Source organism: Nibribacter koreensis (genome assembly GCF_039541795.1).
In the GTDB taxonomy this organism is placed as follows: domain Bacteria; phylum Bacteroidota; class Bacteroidia; order Cytophagales; family Hymenobacteraceae; genus Nibribacter; species Nibribacter koreensis.
Map to the genome: position 1 here is coordinate 1,586,082 of NZ_BAABGX010000001.1, position 18,603 is coordinate 1,604,684.

Below are 18,603 nucleotides of genomic sequence, written 5' to 3' on the forward strand. Positions count from 1 at the left end.
CCTGTGATAGATTCCTTAAAGATTTTAGTACCTACCCATGAAAACTATCTGCCTTCTTACATATTTACTGTCGGGTGTTCTTTTGTTGGCCCCTGGTAAACCTTCCCCGAAAACGCTTCCCTTTTTGAACATCAACTTACTGGAAGCTGATCCATTTCTTCCCGCCTTGCCAACCAACTTAAAATGGACTAACCACGAGGAAAATCAGGGCCAACTACTTGCCCTAGAAAGCAGACCAAAAACCGTTCTTCAAAACATCATTGAATGGTTTGACTGTAAAACCAGTTGCCAATCTATGCCTGAAATCAAGGAAAGCAGCCCTAGCATCCAAGGCAGGGATCCGAAACAGAAAAGAATGCTCCCAATGCCGCTTTACACCAGCGAACTGCCCAGCTAAAAGACTCATTTCAAAGGCACCCTCTCTTTCAAAGACCGCCCAAAGCTTATAAAAAAGAAGGCCGTTTTTGGCCTGGTTTCCGGAAACCAGGCCAAAAACGGCCTTCTTTTACTATTCTGCGGAGGTGACCGGCGTTAAGCCCATCTTCTTTCCTCTCATCAATAGGTATGGGAACGCGTCCTCGTATTCATTTCGGATTTCGCCTTCCAGAATGGCCTCGGTAATGGCGCTTTTCAAGATGCCCACTTCCTTGGACGGCGCAATCCCGAAGGTCTGCATAATCACCTCGCCGGTAATGACCGGTTGGAAGTTGCGCAGGCTGTCCTTCTCCTCTACCTCTTTGAGTTTCTGCTCCACCTTTTCAAAGTTTTGCAGGTAGCGCTTCACCTTGTCGTTGTTCTTGGAGGTGATGTCTGCCTTGCAGAGCTGCATAAGCAGGTCAATGTCCTCGCCGGCCTCAAACAGCAGTCTTCTAATGGCAGAATCGGTGACGGTGTCTTTGACCAGCGCAATAGGCCGCAAATGAAGCAGCACCAGTTTCTGCACCTGCTTCATGTGTTCATTGAGCGGCAGTTTCAAGTCAGCGAAGATTTTGGGTACCTGGCGGGCACCGCGGTCCTCGTGGCCATGGAACGTCCAGCCTACTTTCTCGTTGTAGCGCTTGGTCTCGGGTTTGGCGATATCATGTAAGATGGCGGCCCAGCGGAGCCATAGGTCATCTGAGACTTCGGCCACGTTGTCCAGCACTTGCAGGGTATGGTAGAAATTGTCTTTATGACTGTTCTTGTTAATGGTCTCTACGCCGTGCAACTTCACCATCTTCGGGAAGATGAGGTGCAAAAGCCCCGTCTGGAACAACAGCTTAAACCCGTAGGACGGCTTCTTGGACAGGATGATTTTGTTCAGCTCATCAGTGATGCGCTCCTGAGAGACTATCTTGATGCGCTCCTTGTTCTCAGAGATGGCGTCAAAGGTGTCTGGGTCAATGTCAAAGTTGAGTTGGCTGGCAAACCGGATGGCGCGCATCATGCGCAGGGGGTCATCTGAAAATGTGATGCTAGGCTCAAGCGGGGTTTTAATGTTCTTGCGCTTCAGGTCCATCAAGCCTTCAAACCGGTCAATCACCTGCCCATAGGTGCCTTCGTTCAAGCTGATGCCCAAGGCGTTGATGGTAAAATCCCTTCTATTCAAGTCGTCCTCCAATGTGCCTTGCTCTACCTCGGGCTTGCGCGAATGGGATTGGTACGACTCTTTTCTAGCACCCACAAACTCCACTTCCCAGCCGTCATCGGTGCGCAACATGGCCGTCCCGAAGTTCTTGAACACCACCACCTTGGGCTTGTGCGGAAACTTCTCGGCCACGCGGTGCGCCAACTCAATGCCATTGCCCAAGCATACCACATCAATGTCTTTGGAGGGGCGCTCCAGGGCCAGGTCCCGCACAAAACCGCCAATCACGTACGCTTCGGTGTTGAGTTCGCGGGCGGCCTCTGCCACCAGGGCGAAGACTTTATGGTCAGGAAGGGTAATGTCAGTGGTCATAAGCTACAGGGCATCAATGGTTTCTATACGCAAGCGCCTCTGTAAAAGAAGTTCTGGTGAAACCGGGGTGCAAAGGTAGCCTAACGCCCGCCCTTTGCCAAACCTGCATCGTTTTCCGTTTTTGGCTTATTTCCTGGAAAAGAAGCTAAAAACGGAAATCTCCTATGAATGAAGTGGTTGGATTACTCCCCTTAACAGCACCTCTTCGTTTTGTCATCCTGAAAGGACCTTGTGGGAAAGTTAGACAAGCTCTTTAGAAACGTCATTACAATTTGCCCACAAGGTCCTTTCAGGATGACAAAACTGGTTATTAATGGTATTGGGTCTTCTACCATTAGCAGAAGCTAAGCGGAAATTCTCCCCTTGAGGATTGCCCAAACGAGAGTTTGAGGCACCTAGCGCAGCTATGTAGAGGGGGGTTCACATCAGCAAATAAAATTAGCAATCGAAAGCAATGCATCAGAGGCAAGGCAGTGCCTGGTCTCTACAAATGCGCCTTTTCCAACAGATAACACCCACCTCACTTGGTATCATTAGGTATAGCGCGCACCCGAAGCGCCGCATTTCCAAAATCAGCCAACTCCCGCTAACCTCAAAAGCCACACAACCTCAGCAAACATCTACAAGCATATACTACCAAACAATCCAATTTCGTTTTCGGCCTGATTTCTGGAAAACAGGCCGAAAACGGTTGGTTATTTTATCTCCTGGCACAGTTCCACCAGCACGCCGTTGGCCGACTTGGGATGGATGAAACACACCAATTTATTGTCTGCGCCGCGTTTTGGGGCTTCGTTGAGTAGTTGAAAGCCTTCGCCTCTTAGGCGTTCCATCTCGGCGTGGATGTCTTCTACCTCAAAGGCGATGTGGTGGATTCCCTCTCCTTTTCGTTCAATAAATTTAGCGATGGCCGAGTGCTCAGCGGTGGCTTCCAGCAGTTCAATCTTGGTGTTGCCCACGCTGAAAAACGAGGTGTTCACGGCTTCGCTTTCCACGGTTTCGGCTTTGTAGGGCTCGGCGCCTAAGAGCTTCGTAAACAGTTTATTGGCCTCTTCACAGCTTTTTACCGCTATGCCTATGTGTTCTACATGCATACAATAAGTTTATAATCAGTCTAAGTAAGGAATTTTGTTGTAATTTTGTCCCGGAAATCAAACTAACAGCGCCATAATTCTGTTTTTTTGATAACCGCTACAAAGGAAAACTATTGACGAAGATGCTGAAATTTCCGATTTATTTAGATAACAATGCCACCACGCCCATGGACCCGCGCGTGCTGGAGGCCATGTTGCCATACTTTACCAACCACTTCGGGAACGCCGCGTCCCGTAACCACCCTTTCGGTTGGGCCGCCGAAGAAGCCGTTGACTACGCCCGCGAGCAGATTGCCACGCTTATCAACTGCGACCCTAAAGAACTAATCTTCACCTCTGGCGCTACGGAGTCTGACAACCTTGCCATTAAAGGAGTGTTTGAGATGTACGCCTCTAAAGGTAACCATATCATCACGGCCACCACTGAGCACAAAGCGGTGTTGGACACGTGCAAGCACATAGAGAAAATTGGCGGACAGGTAACCTATCTGCAAGTGAACTCTGAAGGCCTGATCGACCTGCAAGAACTGGAAGCCGCCATAACCGACAAGACCATCCTGATTTCCATCATGTATGGTAACAACGAGGTAGGCGTGGTACAACCCATCAGAGAGATTGGCGCCATTGCCAAGAAACACGGTGTGTTATTCTTCTCAGATGCTACCCAGGCGGTAGGAAAGATTCCGGTAGACGTGAAAGCCGACGGCATTGACCTGATGGCCTTCTCTGGTCACAAAATGTACGGCCCTAAAGGCGTTGGAGCTCTTTATGTGCGCAGAAAGAATCCAAGAGTGAAAGTGACTGCCCAGATGGACGGTGGCGGACATGAGCGCGGCATGCGTTCTGGTACCTTGAACGTACCAGGCATTGTAGGTTTAGGAAAAGCTTGTGAAATCTGCCGTACAGACATGGCCTCTGACACTGCCCGCATCATAAAAATGCGTGACCGTTTGGAGTCTGAGTTGTTGCAGATGGAAGAGTCTTACCTGAACGGCAACAAAGAAAGCCGTCTGCCGCACGTGAGCAATATATCTTTCAAATATGTAGAGGGTGAAGGCCTGATGATGGGCGTGAAAGACATTGCCGTTTCTTCTGGCTCAGCCTGTACGTCTGCCTCCCTGGAGCCTTCTTATGTATTGAAGGCCATGGGCATGAGCGATGACCTGGCACACTCTTCCCTTCGTTTCGGCTTGAGCCGTTTCACTACTGAGGAGGAAGTAGACTTCGCCATCAACCACGTGAAAGAAGCTGTGACTAAACTTCGTGAACTAAGCCCGCTATGGGAAATGTTTAAAGAAGGAATTGACCTTGACTCTATTGAGTGGGCAGAACACTAGGACGAAGTCCTCAATTAGAAATTAGGAATTAAAAATTAGAAATTGTCGCATCTTACATAGAAGCATAAAATCTAGTTAGTTAACCTAATTTCTAATTCATAATTTTTAATTTCTAATTAACAAAAAGGCTATGGCTTATTCAGATAAAGTAATTGACCATTACAGCAACCCGCGCAACGTGGGTACGCTGGACAAAGCAAAAAACAACGTTGGTACCGGTTTAGTGGGTGCCCCTGAGTGTGGTGACGTAATGCGTCTTCAGATTGAGGTAGATGAGAACCAGGTTATCACAGACGCCAAGTTCAAGACATTTGGTTGTGGTTCTGCTATCGCTTCTTCTTCTTTGGCTACTGAGTGGTTGAAGGGCAAGAGCGTAGATGAGGCCTTGGCCATTGACAACATGGAGATTGTGGAAGAATTGGCATTACCGCCAGTGAAGATTCACTGCTCTGTATTGGCTGAGGATGCTATTAAGGCGGCCATCAATGACTACCGCGTGAAAAACGGTATGGAGCCTTTAGAAGTAGCTAAGTCTCATCATTAATCAACCCAAGACGCACTCCAAGCATGGATGTTTCCACTAACGCGCACGTAGAAAGTGCCCGTATACAGAAGCAAATAGAAGACCATTTGGGCCTAGACAGTAGTCAGCTTTTGTTTGACTTCAGGCCCATGGAAGACCGGATGCGTTTGGACTTGATTACCGTGAACCCGCGCCACCACCAGTCGTTTCTGTTACATACAGTGACGGGCTATGACCGCGTGGACGCCTTACGGAAGATGTTGGACTATGTGCGTCAGTCACGTGACCAGGAGAACTCTTTTACCATCCAATGGATGGCGCGGGGCGAGCGCGAGCTCAACACCTCGTACTTTAGAGCCTCTAACATGTATGACGCCTTAGATAAACTGTACTATGGCCGGGACATGAATACCATCACGGTGTTTAGTGTGGTCTTAAACCCGGTCTCTTAGAAAAAGAAAGGAGGATACGCGTATGATTACCGTTTCTGATAAAGCAAAAGAGAAAGTAGAAAAGCTGAAGAAGGATTCTAACATAGATGACAGCTTCAGGTTACGTGCTTCTGTGGCCGGCGGCGGATGCTCCGGTCTGTCCTACAAGCTTGACTTTGATGACGAAGTGAAGCCCATGGACCAGGAGTTTGAAGACAAGGGCGTGAAGGTGGTGGTAGACATGAAAAGCTTCCTCTACCTGGCAGGCACTGAGTTGGATTTCTCTGACGGCCTCAACGGCAAAGGTTTCTACTTTAACAACCCCAACGCCAGCCGTACCTGCGGCTGCGGCGACAGTTTCTCTGTGTAAGCAACGTATTTTAATAAATAAGAAAAGCCACCCATTGAGGTGGCTTTTCTTATTTATGGGCTTTAGGTTTTCATTAATCGTTTTTGGCTTATTTTTTTGAAAACAAGCCAAAAACAGTTCTGCGGTTCTGTTTTTGATTTAGCCTTCATTTCTGGTTTATCTGTTACCTCATTTTATTTCCTTTGCGAAGTAAAATCGTCATCACTCGTACTCAGATTTCCCGGTCCCTGCTCTTCCCGCTCTTCCGGATTTATAATCCGGAAGGACTCTGTTGGGGATTTCCAATCCCTGCGCCGGGCACGGCGCAAATTGCATTCATAATAACAAGCTTCCAATTTTACACCAATTCTAGTTTTTGGCGTGTTTCTTGGAAATCAGGCTTAAAACGCCTTCAAGAAAGCAAATGACCAGGTTATGCGTCATTGCGCCCTACCCGGCGCGGGGATTGGAAATCCCCGACAGAATGCTTTCGGATTATAAATCCGGAAGAGCAAAGAAGACCAAAGTGGATTACAAATCCCCAACAAAGTTCTTTCGGATTTCTAATCCGGAAGAACTGATTTACTGTTAAGTGTTTACTGTTACTATTCCCCGATATACCTGTTCTTACTTTTTACTTCCTTTGCGAAGTAAAATCACTCCTTAACCTTCCTCCCAATCCATGACCAGAGAAGACTTACTTGCCACACAGACCAGAATTGCGTCTCACATCCATCGTACGCCGGTGCTCACGTCTAGGCTATTGGATGAAATGGCGGGCGCTAGGTTGTTCTTTAAATGCGAAAACTTCCAGCGGATGGGAGCCTTTAAGATGCGCGGGGCGGTGAATGCCATTTTGCAGTTGTCTGATGAGCAAAGAGCCAAAGGCGTGGTCACGCACTCCTCTGGGAATTTTGCGCAGGCACTGGCCCTAGCGGCGCAGAGCATTGGCGTGAAGGCGTACATTGTCATGCCCGAGAATGCACCGCAGGTAAAGAAAGATGCCGTAGTAGGGTATGGAGGTCAGATTATAGAATGCGCCTCTACTGCCATTGCCCGCGAAGAAGTGGCGGCGCAAGTGCAAAAAGAAACCGGCGCGTACTTTATTCATCCGTCCAATGACCTGGACGTGATTCTAGGACAAGGCACGGCGGCGCTAGAGATGCTACAAGACTACCCAGACCTGGGTTACATCTTCTCACCCGTGGGTGGTGGCGGATTGATTGGCGGTACGGCGTTAGCGGCACATTTCTTTGGGCGGGATTGCAAAGTAGTGGGCGGCGAGCCGTTTGGGGCAGATGACGCCTATCGTTCTCTGCAAAGCGGCCAGATTGAATCTAATGACACCACCAACACCATCGCAGATGGACTAAGAACTCAGTTAGGAGATATTAACTTCCCCATCATTAAAGAGCATGTGGAGAAGATAATTCGGGTAGAAGAGACAGAGATTATTGCCGCCATGCGCTTGGTCTGGGAACGCCTGAAAATCATCATTGAGCCGTCCAGCGCCGTGGCGTTTGCAGCGTTGCTCAAAGAGAAGCAAGACTATATAGGCAAGAAGATAGGCATCATCCTCTCAGGAGGAAACGTGGATGTAACCAAGCTTCCGTTTTAGGCCTGTTTTCCGGAAATCAGGCCTAAAACGCTTGGCGTCTTTGTAGCTAAAAAGCCCTAGTGGTTTCCTGTAGTACAGCAGTTGAGCAGCAAGTCTTTAGTAGCTCTCATAAAAAAGAAGGATATCTTACTCTCCTGCTTCCCGTATCTTTAGGATTACCCTTTTCATCTGCACACCTAATCGTATAAAAATGCTTGCTACTAAAGGATATGCCGCTTTTGACCCCAACACTCCGTTGGCCCCATTTAATTTCCAGCGTCGGGATGTAGGTCCGCATGACGTATTGTTAGAAATCCAGTTCTGTGGCGTGTGCCACTCAGATTTACATACCGCCAAAGGCGAATGGGCCGGCACCAATTTCCCCGTAGTGCCGGGTCATGAGATTGTGGGCCGCGTAATGCGCGTGGGTAACCACGTCCAAAACTTTAAGGAAGGTGATTTGGCCGGCGTGGGCTGTATGGTAGACTCCTGCCAGTCTTGCCCTAGCTGTAGTGACGGGTATGAGCAGTACTGTGAGAACGGGTTCACCGGCACCTACAACAGCCCCGAAAAAGGCATGGACACGCCCACCTACGGCGGTTACTCCAACCAGATTGTGGTGAATGAGAAATTCGTTCTCAAGATTAGAGAAGACCAGGAGCTAGCCCGCGTGGCGCCTTTGCTTTGCGCCGGTATTACTACCTACTCGCCTTTGAGACACTGGAAAGTAGGCCAAGGACATAAAGTGGGCGTGGTAGGCTTAGGCGGTTTAGGCCACATGGCCGTGAAACTGGCTGCCTCTATGGGCGCCGAAGTGACCGTATTAAGTACCTCCCCTAGCAAAGAAGCCGATGCCCAGTCTCTGGGTGCGCACAAGTTTGTGGTGACCAAAGACGAGAACGCCTTGAAGCAGGTGCGTGGCTATTTTGACTTCATCATCAACACCGTTTCTGCCAAGGTGAGCCTGGACATGTATGCTGGTTTGTTGAGACGTGACGGCACCATGATTCTGTTAGGTGTTCCCCCAGAAGCGCCAGAGCTGCATGCGGGTACCTTGATTTTTGGGCGCCGTAGCATTGCCGGTTCTTTGATTGGCGGCATCGCTGAAACCCAGGAAATGCTGGATTATTGCGCAGAGCACAATATTCTGTCAGACATTGAGGTGATTAACATGTCGCAAATTAACACCGCCTATGACCGCATGCTGGCCGGTGACGTGAAATACCGTTTTGTGATTGACATGTCTACCCTGGAGAACGGGCATTCTTAATTTTATCTGATTGCCAACGCAGTACATAAAAAGCGCCAGTTCCTGAAAAGGAGCTGGCGCTTTCCGTTTTTGGGCTGTTTTCTGGAAATAAGGCCAAAAACGCCCTTTGGCAAGTCCACGTAAACCTGTTTTTTTACAAGGTCCATGCTTGTGTGGTCCAGATGGAACTGCTTACCTTTAAAGCTACTCACACAAGGCCTAATGCTATGACAATTCTGGAAACCAACCGACTGACCCTGCATCATCTCAGCCTTGACGATGCGCCGTTCATGGTGGAACTATTGAACGACCCAGCGTGGCTCCAGTACATTGGTGACAGGAATGTGAAGACGCTAGACCAGGCCCGTTTCTATCTGGAAAACGGCCCCCTGAAAAGTTACCGCGATCTTGGGTTTGGTCCCTACCTGGTTAGGCTGAAGGAAAATAACATGCCTATTGGTACCTGTGGTTTATTGAAACGAGACGTGCTTCCAGCGCCAGATATTGGGTACGCCTTCATGCCTGACCACCGTGGAAAAGGATATGCGTTGGAGGCGGCACAGGGCACGCTCCTATACGGGAGAGAAACGTTGGGCATGCACACCGTCTATGCCTATACCACGCCAAACAATGAGAAATCAGGCAAGTTATTAGAGAAACTAGGCTTTACCTTTGAACGCATTTTCCATTGGCCAGAAACCGCCGAAGCCTTGAAACTCTATAAATCCACAACTAGCGCATAAACACAAAAGGCCGATACAGAAATCTGTATCGGCCTTTTGTTATTCTATCATTGAAGAAGGGTACTTAGCGCTTCACTTCTACCGGATGGTCTTCTAACTGGGCGTAATGCAGTTTCCAGGCGCCTTTGTCATTCTTCTTCCAGATGAGCATGTAGTTGCCCTCGCCTTGGCCTCTTGGCAACTCGCGGCTTTCTGGGATGACGTCTACCGTGAAGGTACCGCCCTCAAAAGCTATGTTCTCATCTGCGCCAGAGCTTACGGCAAAGGTCTTCAGGTTTTCAATGGTGCCCATGGTCTCGCGCACCCATTTCTGAGAAACTTCGCTTTTACCGTTAAAATGGACTTCGCCTTGTACAAAGTGGGCATCTTCTGCCAACAAAGTATCTAACTGGCTGGAGTTTCTGCTGTTCCAGGCGCCAATGAACTGTTGGCTGAGCGTAGACACGTTCATGGGCTCTTTCTTTTCTTCCATCTTAGAGCAAGAAGAAAGCCCTACCAGAAGCACTGCCAAGAACATTAGGATATTAGATTTCATAGAATGGGGATTTAGTTTTAATGAATGTTATGACTCATACTCCCTTTGAATATTAGGAGTTTCAAATATTTTAATTTTTGATAATAAAAAAGCCCAAGCGCAGGGCCTGGGCTTTTTTATTTGAAGCACTCCTGCTTACCAGCTCTTTCTTCTGTACTCTGTGTTAGAGTAAGGCTTAGAGTAGTCGCCGTAATCCTCGTTTGGCAAGAAGGCCATGTTGTCCATGCTCATGATTTGCGGCTGACCGGCAGTATAACCAGTATAGGCCATAGTAGCGGCTGGGGCAGCAACGGCAGCTTTAGTAGCTGTAGACTTTTTGCTAGACCCGGCAGATCTGTTAGATGAGCTATACGCGTAGACTCTGTTAGCGGCAACGTTTCTGTTGAATTCAGCTACACGCTCAGCCTCTCTTTTCTTTTGTTTGTTGTCAATGATCTTACCAACGCCGTACCCTGCGGCAGCACCGGCAACACCACCCACTACGCCACCCACGGCGCGGTTTCTTTTGTGAATGATAGCACCTGCGGCGGCTCCACCAACACCGCCAATCACGGCACCTTTAGCTTGTGGGCTCCACTTTTTATCTTGTGCTTGAACAGATGAGCTTAACATCAAAGCAATCATCAACACCAGGCTTAACATTACATTTACCTTTTTCATAACGGTTTCTTTTATAGTGGGAGAAGTTTTTTTTTAATACTCTGTTTGGCTGACCTTATTTCAAGTTCCATGCCAAGTTTTTCAGAGTAGTGCAAAATCGTTTATTTCGTTCTGACAGACATTATGCAAGGTCCGTGCCAAAAATCCTAAACGCGCTCGCTAACTGCTTCAGGGCTTATACTGTTTCTTTCTGCATTTAGATGCTCTCTTAAAGGATTTTCAACAACCAAAAGAACTATTTTTTGACTAACACCTTGTTAAATAAAAAGCTAAATACTTGATTTATAATACACTTACCTTCATAAATAAACCATAAGATTATATTTAAACTATATATGAAGTAATATATTCTAGTACCTTAGATGGCGGTGAGCCTGCTCCTTTACCTCACCTGCTCAAATATTCTACCTGAAAGAATTTACCAGTACCATTTATGGAAGACACTCAAAAATACGCCCTGTTGGGGAAGATGACGGCCCAGCCAGACCAGCGCGAAGCCTTGCTTTCTATCCTGTTGCAAGCCTCACATCTGGTCTCTACCGCCAAAGGATGCCACCAATACCTAGTCTATAAAGACTTGCAAACCCAAGACTGCATCTGGATTAGTGAGCTTTGGGACTCTGTAGAAGACCATGACAACTCCCTGCACCTACCCGGCTGCAGAGATTTAATCATGCAAGCCATGCCGCTGCTGGCCGGCAAACCAGAAAAAATTGAGTTATCCTTAGCAGGTGGCAAGCAATAGTCTCTACCTCCTTAAACCCTTTATCTAGCTATTTTATGGATATGTCCACTGCTTTTCAGAACCTAAATTGGCTGGCGATTGCGGCGGCCGCCCTGTCTACCTTCTTACTAGGCGGACTCTGGTACTCTCCCCTGCTGTTTGCCAATGCCTGGATGCACGCCAACAAGTTTGACCCGGAGAACATGGGCAAACCCAACATGGCCCTCATCTTCGGGTTGGCCTTTGTGCTGTCCTTCTTCATGGCTTTGAACCTGGCTCTGTTTATTGGCGCCGGTGACACGGCCTTCGGCGCGACGGCCGGGTTTATGGCGGGCTTTGGCTGGGTAGCATTGGGTATTGGCGTAATCTCGCTTTTTGAGAGGAAACCACTAGCCTATGTTCTTATCAACGGCGGGTACATGACGGTAGCCTTTACGGTGATGGGCGCTATCCTGGGCGCCTGGAAATAAAACGAAAAATCGCTTTTGGCCTCCTTTCTGGAAAAGAGTTTAAAAACGAATGCCATATATACTGTTGCTAGCCGTGTTGTACACGTGTACACTTGGGTAACTCGCGTTATAACGCGGCTACATGATTTTATGACTCCAAAGAATACTGCTAATTTGCATTACCGCGACTACCTTGCCTTTTTTTGCTAAAGGAGCAGAACACCGTTTCTTCCCAGTAAACGGAAAAATACCTATACCCTCCGCACATAGTGCAGATAAGCCGTGTAAATCGGTTTACACGATAGTTAGCGTCAACAGGTAATTACGAATTCACGAAATGGATGAAAAGAAAGAATCTATTCTAACCCTTAGGAGAATTACTTCTGAATTTCTTAAAGGAGACCTCGACTTTATAAAATATTACGAAGAGCTCTCCTTTGAATTAGGATCTACCTTTGACCCTTTTGATTGGACAACGGAAGATTTGGAAAGTGAATTAGTTGAAGAGCTTAAGCTATACTTGAAGTTTTCTGGTGGCGAGTTTGGAGAGCATGAAGACTTCATTCCAAAGAATAAAGACTGGAAATATGGAGAATCAGATGTAAAATATGCATGGATTGATTCTACAGAATATAAAGAGCTTCTAAAAAGAGAATATTCTCTAATTAAACTGAAAGAGCTGTAAAACTGCATACGCTAACCCAGTACATAAACCATGCTTCGGCTAAACCTTACTCGTTTTATGTACAAAACGTTAGCTGATTTAATACAATATTGTGCTAAAAGAAACATTCAAAGAACTCGTTACCAATTACACAGACAATGCCAGTTTGCCAAATGAGCTATGGGTAGAAATTGAGAAAAACTATTCAGGCAAAAAAAGGCATTATCACACTTTATACCATCTTCAGAATTTACTAGAACAGCTTACAACTATAAAAGACCAAATCCAAAATTGGGACACTCTCTTATTCACGCTGTATTATCATGACATAATATACAATCCCTTAAAATCAGACAACGAGGAAAAAAGTGCGCAACTTGCCGAAACTCGAATGAGGCAGCTTACCGTCTCTGATGAAGAGATAGCCCGTTGCAAACAACAAATCTTAGCCACCAAGGCGCACCTTACAACACTTGACCACGACACAAACCTTTTTACAGACGCAGACCTTTCCATATTAGGCCAACCCTGGGAAACATATGCGCTCTATTACAAGAACGTAAGAAAAGAATACTCTCTCTATCCAGACATCATTTACAACCCAGGACGCAAAAAGGTCTTGAATCATTTTCTGACAATGGACAGGATATTCAAAACAGACTACTTTTATAACAAGTTTGAAAGACAAGCCAGACAGAACCTAAAAACTGAAATGGACTTGCTCTAACACTTCTTCTGAACCACTAATAGCATAAGCCAGGGTATGGTACATCCGGCACCTCAGGCACCAGCGAACTTGTAGGTAAAGTAAGAAGGCGAACTGTCTACTTAACAACCAAACATCCCGTTTTCAGCCTGTTTTGGTCAAACTAAGCCAAAAACGAAAATCGCCTTCCGCGGGCATCTCAAAACCTATTATCTTTAGGAACTCGCTTAGTTTCCTGTCCCGTGAAGATAACTTCTGTTCGTTTCCTTAACCTCAACTCCTTGCAGGGAGAGCATCTTATCAGCTTTGACGAGGCTCCTTTGAGTGAGAGTGGGCTCTTTGCCATTACCGGGCCTACGGGCGCAGGCAAGACCACCATCCTGGACGCCATCACGGTAGCGCTCTACGGCGAGGTGCCCCGCCACAACTCGGGCAAGCCCATCCGGGAGATCATGACGCGCCACACTGGCGAATGTAAGTCTGAGGTGGAGTTCATCGCCCACAATAAGCAATACCGCTCCACCTGGTCCCTACGCCGCAGCCGCGGAAAAGCCACTGGCGAGTTCCAATCTGTGCACATGGAGCTGTGCCTGGTAGAAGACGGTGTGCCCTTTGATTTAAAACCCAGCGAGGTGCCCAAACGCGTAGCCGACATCATTGGGCTGGATTTCCAGCAGTTCCTGCGGTCGGTGATGCTTTCACAGGGAGACTTTACCCGTTTCTTAAAAGCCAGCGAAAGCGAGCGCAGCGAACTCCTTGAGAAACTAACGGACACGCGCATCTATTCCCAGATTTCCATGGCCGCCTATGAGAAGGCCAAAGCCGAGAAGCAGAAACTGCTGGATATAGAAATGCGCCTGCAACTTGACCAGCTATTACCTGAGGAAACCCGCGAAGCCCTCACGCAGGAAGTTGCCAACCTAAAGGCTAGCGCCCAACTGGCGCACCAACATGCTCAACACCATTTGCAGGAAAAAGCCTGGTTAGAGAACCTACACAAACTGCAAGGCAAAGAAAATCAGTTCACGGCGCAGTTAGCCGTCGCCAAATCCCAACAGGAAGCCTGGTGGCCCAAGCAGCAAAAGCTACAAAAGCATGAACAGACCCAGCCCTTCCAGCGGGATTTGGCGCGTTATGCAGAGATAAGCAGCCAAGGTGAGCAGATCAGCGCCGCGGTCAAACACCTGCAAGAACAGATTCCTGAACAGGAGCAGAAAGTAGCGTCGCAGATTACGGCTACAGAGGCGGCCCGTGCCGCGCATGCGCAAGCCCAGCAGCTAGTATCAGAAGCTGAGCCGCGTCTGGACAAAGTTTTGCAACAAGACTCGTTTATAGCTGCGCAACAAGCCCAGCTCACTAAAGACGAAGAATCCAGTGCCCATCTGCAGCAACAGGTACAGGCACTTTCTAAACAAGTAAGCGCGCAGCAAGAAGAACTAAACACATTAACCGCTCAAGAGCAAAGCGTTGCCCAGTGGCTTTCCAAGCACAGGCAGGATGAAGAACTCACTGAGAGTTTGTCTGAGGTTAGGGCAGAGGCAAAGAGCCTGCGCGACGTGCGCACCCAGCAAGCCAAATACCAGAAGGAGCACGCTGATTTTAGCCTGTTTTCTGAAAACGAGGCCAAAAACGAAGCCCAGTTCAAAACCCAATTACAAGAAGTTGAACGCCGTTTGCAGGACCAGCAAACCCAATTGACGCAACTGCAAGAACAGACCAGCACCGCATTGCAAGGCCAGAAGCCCGAAGCACTGGAGCAACTCTGCCAGCGCCTGCCTTCTGTATGCAGCCACTTGGAAAAACAACTGGACCTGAGCAAGAATTACCTGCAGCAAGAAACCCGTAGACAAGAGTTGCAGGCAGCCTTGGCGCAAACCACCCAAGACCTGCACCAGCAACGCACGGCCTTAGCCCAAACCAAAACCGAACGTGACCAGGCGCTTGACAAACTAAAAGACGTGCAGCAGATTCTGGATTTGCAGCGGCAGATTCAGCAATATGAAGACGCCCGCGCCCAACTGCAACCAGAGCAACCGTGTCCGCTCTGTGGTTCTACACACCATCCATTGGTAGAAGAACACCAGCCGCACACCCTAAGCCAGGCCGAGCAAAACCTGCAAACCCAGCAACAGCGCGTGCAGCAATTGGACCAGCAAGAGCGCCAATCAACGGCGGCCGTGCACCGTCTGGAAATTGCCGAGCAGCATACCCAGGAGCAACTCACGGCGCTTGCCACGCAGAATAAAGCCTTGCAAGCGCAGTTTTCAGAACTGAACGCCGCGTTGGAACTGGCGCATGAGATTGCCGGCTCTGAGGTCATTCACCGGCTCTGGAACTCCCGCAAAACCGAACTACAACAAGCCACGGCCACTCTAGAAGGTTTACGCGGTTTAAGAACGCAACTAGAAAAAGCCCGCCAGGCAGAACAGCAATTGCTTTCTGAGCAACAGCGTTTTCGGTATGAAATTGAGAAAACAGCCCAAAAACGCGCCCACGCCCAATCCCGCTTAGAGCAACTGCAAGAAGAGTTGGCAGACTGCGCAGAGCAGGAAATGGTGATATCTGAGACCATCAAAGGATTCTTCGGCACGTACGGTCTCTCCTACTCCGGCACCAACGGCGCCGAGTTATTGGCCCAACTGGAAGCCCGCCGGAAAGATTTTGAACAGCAAAAGCAACAGTTGCCCGAGCTACGCGAGAAGCTAGTGCAGGCGCAAGCCGCGGCAGACAACGGAACCGCTCTTCTCAAAGAGAAAACCGCTGAGGCACAACAGAAAGCTGAACAGCTACAGGCCTCTAAGGAGCGCCTGCAGGAACTTCGCGCCCAGCGCCACGCCCTCTTACCAGAAGGCCAGCACCCGCAAACCGAGAAACAGCGCCTGCAGCAAGCTGTACAACAAGCCGTGCAAGCGTTACAGGCTTCAGAAGCCGCCTTGCAACAAGCCCAGGAGCAGCTCAACCTCTTAACGCACCAACTCACTACCAAGCAGAAAGACCAGACGGCCAACCAAGAAACCTTGGCTCTTCTGGAACGCACGCTGCTTGGCAAGATTCAGCCGCTGGGCTTTGCTTCTCTGGCAGAGATCCAAGCCCTTCTCTTATCAGAGGAAGAGGCCACCGCCCTGCGCCAGGAACAGGAGCAACTGCGCAAAACCCTCACCGAGGCAGAGCACAGCCTACAGCAGGTACGCCAAGAAATAGCCATTGAAAAGGAGCGCCATCTCACCGAGCTGACCCTAGAAGAGATAGCCCCGCTGGTGCAGGCCCTGGAAGAAGAAAAAAATCAGCACCTGGCCCATAGCGCCCGCCTGGAGATGCAGTTGCAGCAAGACGAAGCCCTGCGCGCCAAGCACCAATCGCTTACCCAGCAACTGGAGGTGCAAAAAGGCGAAGCCAACCGCTGGGACAAACTGGCCCGCCTCATAGGATCAGCAGACGGCAAGAAGTTCAGCAAGTACGCCCAAAGCCTCACCCTGGCCCGTCTGGTGGAATTAGGCAACCGGCATTTACTTAGATTAAACGACCGCTACCGCATCCTCAAAAGCCAGGACAACGAGCTGGAGTTGCAGATAGTAGACACCTATCAAGGCGATGCCGTCCGCTCGGTTAATTCTTTGTCTGGGGGCGAGAGCTTCCTGGTGAGTCTGGCCCTGGCCTTGGGCTTGTCAGACTTGGCCAGCCACAAGGCCCAGATTCACTCGCTGTTCATTGACGAAGGCTTCGGGACGCTGGACGCCGAGACCCTGGACATTGCCATGGACGCCTTGGAGAGCCTGCAGGCCAGCGGCAAGATGATCGGCATCATCTCTCACGTAGAAGCCTTGAAAGAGCGCATCAGTACGCAGATTGTGGTTGAAAAGCACGCCGGCGGCCGAAGCGAGATTAAAGTGGTAGGTGGCGGGGTCTTGGTTTAAGACAAGTGGGTGAATAAGTGAATACTACCTCAAACACTAAAACGCGTATTATATCTATGAAGCCTAAAATCCAGTTTACTACGTTTGCGGAACAAGATGACCAGCGGGCCTATTGGCAGAGCAAGAGCTATGCAGAGCGCTTGGCTGAGGCTTTTAGGCTAACCAAAAAGGCATATTGGCAATACTACTCCCAGCCCAATCCCACCATGTCTAAACGCACTCAATTATTCATTAAGCGAGCAGAAGAAACTTTAGAGGAGTTCTTTCAGCGTAAAAACGCATCTAAATAAGGTTTATGCAATTGTTTGATGCTCATTTTCTCCAGTTCTTGGCGCTTCTTTCTAAACACAAAGTCCATTTTCTATTAGTAGGGGGTCATGCAGTGAATCTTCATGGCTACCCAAGGACAACCGGAGATATGGACATCTGGGTAGAACCCTCCAATGAAAACGCCCAAAAATTAGTCGCCTCCATTGATGAGTATGGGTTTGATGCCTCTCCAATTTTAGAAATGGATTTTACTCAAATGGTGGTGTTTAACATTGGAGAACCCCCAGCTCATATTGAGATTATGAATCACATCTCAGGGGTGAAATTTTCTGAAGCATTTCCTAAAAGGCAACAAGTTGAAGTAGAAGGAGTTTCCTTTTCACTTATCCATCTCCAAGATTTAAAGAACAACAAACGAGCATCCGCCCGTCACAAAGACCTGAATGATTTGGAGCATTTACCCGATTCTAAAAGCTAAACATTAGCAACGCACCGTCTTCCGTTTTTGGCCTATTCTTCCCATGTCCGTCACTTTTTGAATGTAGGGCACGGCGTCTGGCACTTTGCAGGCGGTGTCGCCCATAAAAACCTCTACCTTTCCTATGGCTTGTCCTACCTCTTTTGCTTTTTCATGCAGGGGTACTACGTAACATCCCACAGAAATGACAAAGTTGTTCATGGTGTAGCGCACGCGGTTGGGCGCGGCATGGATAGTAGCTGCCACTCTTTCTAATAATTCTTCAAGTTTAGGTATAGGCAACTGGGCGTCTGGCTGCAGGGCCACCAGACTGGCCAGCGTGCTCCAGCCGGCACTGGCTATGAGGGGTTGGTCAGACTCAATCCAGGCTAGCCCCATTTCCCAGCCATGAGCGCTTTCGGCGGCTACCCAGGGCACGGCGTATTCACTGAGCATGGACCAGTTGGCTTGTTGAGCCCATTTCTGTAAATCGGCGGGGTTCATCTGTTTGGGGTCTGCCATGAGACCCGCCAGGTACATGGCGTCTGAGTTGCCGGTGGCGTACAAGTCTAAAGCCAGCGCGTGGTTCTGCTTGGTCTGCTTCAGAATCTTTTTGAGGTCCTGCACCTTAACGCCATACATGTTCTCGGGACCGCCGTGGCGCAAGAACGTCTTTCTGGTTTGTTCATGGCCGTAGGCGGCCAGTTGCTCTAAGACAGCTTGTAGCGTCATGGTTGCTCAGTTAGAAGAGTACTTGGGTAAAGCTAAAAAAACTGAGGTAAAAAGAGGCCCAGTCGCTTTATCGTTTTTAGCTTCTTTTCCAGAAAAAAGGCTAAAAACGAAGTTTGTTAATAGACCTTGGATGGATTTATTTGCTTCGGGCACCCCCTCCCTTTTTTACAATAGTTTCTTTTGGCATTAGATGGTAAAAGCCGCAAATAAGAAATTGTGGCATAAACTAC

Annotated in this window: 20 protein-coding genes; 15 read left to right on the forward strand and 5 right to left on the reverse strand. The window is 48.6% G+C overall.

From position 1 onward, the window contains the following. Positions 1 to 37 precede the first annotated feature (37 nt). Positions 38 to 397: a hypothetical protein gene (locus tag ABD880_RS06855; protein ID WP_345163968.1), complete on the forward strand. Its 360-nt coding sequence runs from the start codon at positions 38 to 40 to the stop codon at positions 395 to 397. A 111-nt stretch (positions 398 to 508) separates the two neighbouring features. On the opposite strand, the gene ABD880_RS06860 is transcribed toward ABD880_RS06855, so the two are convergent. Together ABD880_RS06860 and mce are read right to left on the reverse strand one after the other, a co-directional pair. Then, on the reverse strand, positions 509 to 1,939 hold the full coding sequence (locus ABD880_RS06860; RefSeq protein WP_345163970.1) for a CCA tRNA nucleotidyltransferase: 1,431 nt from the start codon (positions 1,937 to 1,939) through the stop codon (positions 509 to 511). Between the two features lie 695 nt (positions 1,940 to 2,634). Continuing rightward, positions 2,635 to 3,033 (reverse strand): methylmalonyl-CoA epimerase, encoded by a 399-nt coding sequence (gene mce, locus ABD880_RS06865; protein WP_345163972.1) that lies wholly within the window; start codon positions 3,031 to 3,033, stop codon positions 2,635 to 2,637. A 122-nt stretch (positions 3,034 to 3,155) separates the two neighbouring features. On the opposite strand from mce, the gene ABD880_RS06870 reads away from it, so the two are divergent. The 7 genes from ABD880_RS06870 (at position 3,156) to ABD880_RS06900 (ending at position 9,262) form a co-directional block, all read left to right on the forward strand. Next, positions 3,156 to 4,370, forward strand: coding sequence for an IscS subfamily cysteine desulfurase (locus ABD880_RS06870; RefSeq protein WP_425575824.1), 1,215 nt, complete (start codon positions 3,156 to 3,158; stop codon positions 4,368 to 4,370). Between the two features lie 130 nt (positions 4,371 to 4,500). Continuing rightward, a complete protein-coding gene (iscU, locus tag ABD880_RS06875; protein WP_066504592.1) occupies positions 4,501 to 4,914 on the forward strand; it encodes a Fe-S cluster assembly scaffold IscU in 414 nt (137 codons plus the stop codon). Positions 4,915 to 4,937: 23 nt separating this feature from the next. Next, positions 4,938 to 5,345, forward strand: coding sequence for a hypothetical protein (locus ABD880_RS06880; protein WP_345163975.1), 408 nt, complete (start codon positions 4,938 to 4,940; stop codon positions 5,343 to 5,345). 22 nt (positions 5,346 to 5,367) lie between these two features. Next, entirely contained in the window at positions 5,368 to 5,694 is a 327-nt protein-coding gene (locus ABD880_RS06885) for a HesB/IscA family protein (protein ID WP_066504595.1), read from the forward strand. Positions 5,695 to 6,355: 661 nt separating this feature from the next. After that, positions 6,356 to 7,291 carry a pyridoxal-phosphate dependent enzyme gene (locus tag ABD880_RS06890; protein ID WP_345163978.1) on the forward strand — a complete coding sequence of 312 codons (936 nt, stop codon included), beginning with the start codon at positions 6,356 to 6,358 and terminating at the stop codon, positions 7,289 to 7,291. Between the two features lie 190 nt (positions 7,292 to 7,481). Continuing rightward, positions 7,482 to 8,540: an NAD(P)-dependent alcohol dehydrogenase gene (locus tag ABD880_RS06895; RefSeq protein WP_345163980.1), complete on the forward strand. Its 1,059-nt coding sequence runs from the start codon at positions 7,482 to 7,484 to the stop codon at positions 8,538 to 8,540. Positions 8,541 to 8,746: 206 nt separating this feature from the next. Next, entirely contained in the window at positions 8,747 to 9,262 is a 516-nt protein-coding gene (locus ABD880_RS06900; RefSeq protein ID WP_345163982.1) for a GNAT family N-acetyltransferase, read from the forward strand. A 64-nt stretch (positions 9,263 to 9,326) separates the two neighbouring features. Here the strand turns inward: ABD880_RS06900 and ABD880_RS06905 are convergent, their stop codons facing one another. Both ABD880_RS06905 and ABD880_RS06910 read right to left on the reverse strand, forming a co-directional pair. Further along, positions 9,327 to 9,797 carry a YybH family protein gene (locus ABD880_RS06905; RefSeq protein WP_345163984.1) on the reverse strand — a complete coding sequence of 157 codons (471 nt, stop codon included), beginning with the start codon at positions 9,795 to 9,797 and terminating at the stop codon, positions 9,327 to 9,329. Between the two features lie 135 nt (positions 9,798 to 9,932). Then, a complete protein-coding gene (locus ABD880_RS06910) occupies positions 9,933 to 10,457 on the reverse strand; it encodes a hypothetical protein (RefSeq protein WP_345163986.1) in 525 nt (174 codons plus the stop codon). Positions 10,458 to 10,890: 433 nt separating this feature from the next. Between ABD880_RS06910 and ABD880_RS06915 the strand changes: the two genes are divergently transcribed. The 7 genes from ABD880_RS06915 (at position 10,891) to ABD880_RS06945 (ending at position 17,662) form a co-directional block, all read left to right on the forward strand. After that, positions 10,891 to 11,202 carry a putative quinol monooxygenase gene (locus ABD880_RS06915; RefSeq protein ID WP_345163988.1) on the forward strand — a complete coding sequence of 104 codons (312 nt, stop codon included), beginning with the start codon at positions 10,891 to 10,893 and terminating at the stop codon, positions 11,200 to 11,202. Positions 11,203 to 11,243: 41 nt separating this feature from the next. After that, positions 11,244 to 11,651: a DUF1761 domain-containing protein gene (locus ABD880_RS06920; RefSeq protein WP_345163990.1), complete on the forward strand. Its 408-nt coding sequence runs from the start codon at positions 11,244 to 11,246 to the stop codon at positions 11,649 to 11,651. Between the two features lie 316 nt (positions 11,652 to 11,967). After that, complete coding sequence (locus ABD880_RS06925) at positions 11,968 to 12,315, forward strand: hypothetical protein (RefSeq protein WP_345163992.1); 348 nt, start codon at positions 11,968 to 11,970, stop codon at positions 12,313 to 12,315. 91 nt (positions 12,316 to 12,406) lie between these two features. Continuing rightward, on the forward strand, positions 12,407 to 13,021 hold the full coding sequence (locus ABD880_RS06930; RefSeq protein ID WP_345163994.1) for an HD domain-containing protein: 615 nt from the start codon (positions 12,407 to 12,409) through the stop codon (positions 13,019 to 13,021). Between the two features lie 221 nt (positions 13,022 to 13,242). Continuing rightward, positions 13,243 to 16,914 carry an SbcC/MukB-like Walker B domain-containing protein gene (locus tag ABD880_RS06935; RefSeq protein ID WP_345163996.1) on the forward strand — a complete coding sequence of 1,224 codons (3,672 nt, stop codon included), beginning with the start codon at positions 13,243 to 13,245 and terminating at the stop codon, positions 16,912 to 16,914. 56 nt (positions 16,915 to 16,970) lie between these two features. After that, on the forward strand, positions 16,971 to 17,204 hold the full coding sequence (locus tag ABD880_RS06940) for a hypothetical protein (protein ID WP_345163998.1): 234 nt from the start codon (positions 16,971 to 16,973) through the stop codon (positions 17,202 to 17,204). Between the two features lie 5 nt (positions 17,205 to 17,209). Next, positions 17,210 to 17,662 (forward strand): nucleotidyltransferase, encoded by a 453-nt coding sequence (locus ABD880_RS06945; protein WP_345164000.1) that lies wholly within the window; start codon positions 17,210 to 17,212, stop codon positions 17,660 to 17,662. A gap of 3 nt (positions 17,663 to 17,665) precedes the next feature. Here the strand turns inward: ABD880_RS06945 and ABD880_RS06950 are convergent, their stop codons facing one another. Next, complete coding sequence (locus tag ABD880_RS06950; RefSeq protein WP_345164002.1) at positions 17,666 to 18,373, reverse strand: DNA alkylation repair protein; 708 nt, start codon at positions 18,371 to 18,373, stop codon at positions 17,666 to 17,668. Between the last annotated feature and the right edge of the window lie 230 nt (positions 18,374 to 18,603).